The 4835-nt window shown below is 41.6% G+C and carries 1 protein-coding gene; it reads right to left on the bottom strand.

Translation table 11 applies throughout. The features are described 5' to 3' along the window. Nucleotides 1–32: 32 nt before the first annotated feature. On the bottom strand, nucleotides 33–4634 hold the full coding sequence (locus QUA57_RS28045; RefSeq protein WP_333065051.1) for an AAA family ATPase: 4602 nt from the start codon (nucleotides 4632–4634) through the stop codon (nucleotides 33–35). Between the last annotated feature and the right edge of the window lie 201 nt (nucleotides 4635–4835).

Below are 4835 nucleotides of genomic sequence, written 5' to 3'. Positions count from 1 at the left end.
TTTTTTCTAATTAACTATTTTTATCGATTTTATCATGATCTTACCTCTGTCTCACATTTATTTGAAATGACTATAGCTTGGGCTAACTGTGCGGTGCGATCTTCTACTTTTTGCTCTAAAGTTCGGTTGTAATCTTCTAATTTTTCGTAGAGAGTTGCATTTTCAATCGAGATCGCAGCTTGAGCGGCAATGATTTTTAAAGTTTCGACTCTTTCCGAGGTAAATGCACCGATCGCCAAATTATTTTCTAAGTAGAGAATTCCACCTAGTTTGCCTTGATTGAGTAGGGGGGTGCAGAGGATCGATTTGGGCCCAGTTGCGGTAATGTAAGAATCCCCAGTAAATAGTCCTTCATCGGTGGCGTTATTTAATACTACATTTTCGTGGCTGCGAGCGACGTAGTTAACTATGGCGGTTGATAGCAGGGGAATTCCAGTTGCAGGATCTACAGAATCTACGGGAAGGGATTGCATAATGGTAATGCTCTCGGATTCTACTGCTGCTTCGGCTTCAATCGCCCAATTGCCGCCTTTATCCAGAATCAGAAAACCTTTTTGGGCGCCTGCGTTTTCGATCACAGTTTTCATCACCTGGTTTAACAATTGTTCGAGAACGATTTCACCGGAAATAGCTTGGGATGCTTTCATTACTGCGGCAAAATCTAGCGCTTCGCCGGAATTGCTACCAGTTGTGGTGATTGGATTGATGATATTATTTTCAGTATCTGTTCGGGTTGAACTAAGCGACTGAATGGCTAAAAATTGCGGGTATCGCGCTTCCAAATCTTTGACTTTAGCTACAGCCCCCCAACGCTGATAGGCATAGTGGGCATCTTGCAGGTAGTGACGGGCAACATGATTTTGATTCCTGGCTAAATAAAACCTGCCTGCTAGTTCGTAGGCGAGGGCTTCTTCGTTGAGATATTCGTTTTCGCGGGCTAAGATGATGGCCTTATCGTAATATTCTCTGGCATCCTTATCGTTGCCTAATACGCGATCGCGTTCCGCTTCCACTAGATAGAATTTGTGCAGGTAATTCATGGGAGCTTGCTTTGCCCATGTTTCCATTTTTTCTTGTTTAGTAGCCACCTTTGTCAGGATTTCTTCTCTTTGCGTTTCTGAGGAATTAGGATAGAGCGCTAGTCGGGCTAACATATCATACAAATAGACAACAGGGAGAATAAAAAAGGAGCCTGCATTAGCTGAGTATTCTTCAAAGCGGTCTGCATTCTCCACAACTTGCTGAAATTCCTCGAAAAGATAACAGAGGATAACTTTATGGGAATAAACGTGCATGAGCGCTGTTCGATCGCCACTTTCTAGATGAACGGGTATCATCTTTTGTTCGTCGTATACTTCACCAATCAAACAGCACTGATTTTCTACTTGTTCCGCCAAGTTCAGGATCGCCTGCATATAGATTTTAGCCCAATTAATGTATGCTTCCTGTTTAGTTTGATAGGCAACTTTAAGGAATTTCGCCATCTCTTTCTTGGCATCGATCAGATCCACACCGCTGAGGTACAAAGCGTAAGCATAGCCTTGCCTAACACTAGCAGCATATTCAAGATCTCCTGTTTCTATCGCACATTGATAAGCTTCCATGCTTAAAGAAGATGTGTCTCTGAGAGGTTCATTCCAATGCTTGATAAATGTCTTATATATTGCATAAATTCTTGCTTTAAATGTTCTATCTTTGAATCGATCCAGTAGCTTCAAAGCAAGTTGACTAAACTGATAGCCAGTGTCAAGCTCTCCTGACGAGCAGAGGATCATTCCGTAACCTGTATACGGTAAAGCAGAGCTAGCAGCATTACCATGCTGAATCGATAAATTCACCTGTCGGCACCAAATTAACAAGCTCAGTTGATTCATTGCTATGAACGCAGGACCCAACAAGTAGTTCATCACCCGCATAGCTGCTAGTTTATACGGATCGGTCATCTGCGGTAAGTCGATTAACTCCTGGATTTGCCTGCCCGCTAAAGCAGATTTTATCTGCTCCATCTCTCGCGTCAGATCGGATTGGTTCGGTTGTTGCGGTAATTGTACCCCAAGTAATTTCAGAACTTCTAGCCCAATGTCGATCGCCTCTAGGAATTTCATTTGGGCGCAATAAGCTTGCATTTTAATTTCATAGAGTTTTACTTTTTCTAACAGCGTTTGGGCTTTTTGCAAAACTACCCCAGCTAAGCGCTCCATTTCATCGTAGTTAGCAATTGTATAAGCTGTTTCTGCTGCTTCTAAATACAAATCTAAGGTAAGGTTGTACTGCTGCGACCAACTCTTGTTATTTAACAAACTTAAGCCGATTTGAAGGTAATTAAAAGCTGGTTGGCTAGCCGCTGAAGATTTGGCTTTTTTACCTGCCTGTAAGTTTAATCGAGCTAACTCGTATCGCTCTATTTGTCGCTCGATCAGCGCACGACCTTTGTTTAACTGATTGACAATATCAAACAGCTTCTGTGACCATTCTTCAGATGGTGTATTTTGAAGTAACAACCTTCCCACGCGCAGATGTACTGACTGTCTATCTGCTTCGGAGATGAGAGAGTAAACTGCTTGTTGAATGCGATCGTGGGCAAATTTGTATTCTGCAACCAACCGATCGGACAAACCTGCTACATCAAGTTCCGCCAACTGATAGGCATGGCTGAGGGGTATAATTAGACCGGATTGAAGTGCTGACCGTAAATCTGTTGCTGTTTCTTGGAGGGATTTTTCATAGATAATCGCCAGCGTTCTCAAGTCAAACTGATTCCCCACGCAAGCTGCTAATTTTAATACTGCCTGAGTTGCTGTCGGGAGTTTTTTTACATTTTTGCTCGTCAGAGCTAAAACGTTATCTGTAATTGGTTGCGCTTTTATTTGTTCTAAGTCCCACTGCCATTTCTGAGATTCGTAGTTAAAATATAACCATGCTTCAGAATGCAGGGATTTTAAGAATTCATTGATAAAAAACGGATTACCACCAGTTTTTTGCTGGAGCAATTTGGTAAGTGGCTTAGCATTTTTTGATTCCGCAAAAAGCGTATCAACTAAAAGTTGCGTAATATCGGTTAAGGCTAAAGGTGTCAAAAATATTTTATTAATGGTTGTTACTTTTGCTTTGGCAATATTCTCCAAAATTTGAGTTAGCGGATGTGCTTCGCTTACTTCATTATCCCGATATGCACCAATTAGAAATAGATATTTATTATCGGCTACTGTCATCAACAGTTGAATTAATTCTAGCGAGGCTCTATCTGCCCACTGTAAGTCGTCTAAGAAAATTACTAAGGGATGTTCGAGTTGTGTGAATATATTAATAAATTTTTGCAAAATCCGATTAAAGCGATTTCTCTGTTCTGCTGGCGGGAGCTCTGGTAGGGGTGGTTGGGAACCAATAATTAGTTCTACTTCAGGAATAACTTCAACGATTACCCCTCCAGCTTCCCCTAATTCTGCTTGGAGTTTCTCTCGCCACTTGCTAATTTCTGCATCGCTTTCTGTTAGTAACTGCCGCACTAACGAACGAAATGCCTGAATTAAGGATGCGTAGGGAGTATCTCGTTGAAATTGGTCAAACTTACCAGAAATAAAATAACCGCGTTGACGAGTCAGCGGCTTATATATTTCTTGTATTAATACAGTTTTTCCAATCCCAGAATATCCTGAAACCAGCATCATTTCACTGGTTCCTTGGCTGACTCGCTCGAAAGCAGCTAATAGGGCAGAAATTTCCCGCTCTCGCCCGTACAGTTTTTGGGGAATTTGAAATCGATCGGAAATCTCGTGCCGATCGATTGGGAAAGGGTCTATTTGCTCTTTGCTCTGCCACTGTCTGAGACATTCTTGTAAATCTGCCTTTAGCTGATATGCTGATAAGTAGCGTTCCTCAGCATTTTTGGCCATTAATTTCAATACGATCGCTGAAATAATAGGTGGAACTTCTGGTGAAATTTCGTGGGGTGGGGTAGGTTGTTTAGCAATATGACAATGCACCAATTCCAAAACATCATTCGTGGGGAAGGGTAACTGTCCCGTTAGTAATTCATAAAAAGTTATCCCCAGCGAGTAAAAATCTGTGCGGTAATCGATTGTTCGATTCATGCGACCTGTTTGTTCTGGCGAGATATAAGCTAGCGTTCCTTCTAATACGTTCGGGTTAAGAAAACTTGGGTTTTCTCGCGACAGTGTTGTGGAAATTCCAAAATCAATTAGTTTCAGCTTACCTGTCTGCTGATTTAAAACAATATTTGATGGGTTAATATCTTTATGAATGATGTGCTGCTGGTGAACCTGACCGAGAATGTCAACAATTTCAATAGCCAGATGGAGAAATTCAGCAATTGTAAATTGTTTCTTAGCGATTATATAATTGAGGGATTCGCCACCAAAATCTTCTAACGCAATTACCCACTGATTTTCTAGGTTTTGGAAGCTGTAAACATCTATTACGCCTGGTAAGTTAATGTTTTGGGTTATTTCATACTCTCGCTTAAACCAGGCAATTTTTTCAGGTGAAGGATAGAATTCTTTGAGCATTTTGAAGATAACGGGATGATGGCGAGATTTATGGACAGCCCGATACACTAATGAATTAGCGCTTTCGTAAATTTGGGAGAGAATCTGGTAGTTGTCAATTTCACTCATTGGTGTCAATTTAAGATAGAAGTTCTCGATCGATCTCGCTTTTACTTGAGTCTCGATCCCCCTAAATCTCCCTTAAGAAGGGGGACTTTGAGTTGTTTCCAGGCCCCCCCGGGAGGGGGGCTAGAGCAGGGCGGATTTATTGTCGGAATAATAAATTAGGGGATTGGGCTATTTGCTGATGCGCGCCCTCGGGATTTAACT

It is taken from the genome of Microcoleus sp. Pol7_B2 (assembly GCF_036701035.1).
Classification (GTDB): Bacteria; Cyanobacteriota; Cyanobacteriia; order Cyanobacteriales; family Microcoleaceae; genus Microcoleus.
Note: the sequence above shows the minus strand (reverse complement) of the source record. Positions and strands in the feature narration are given on the sequence as shown.

Coding starts and splice junctions, on each gene's coding strand:
- QUA57_RS28045 (WP_333065051.1), bottom strand. CDS start 4,634: ATGAGTGAAATTGACAACTACCAGATTCTCTCCCAAATTTACGAAAGC.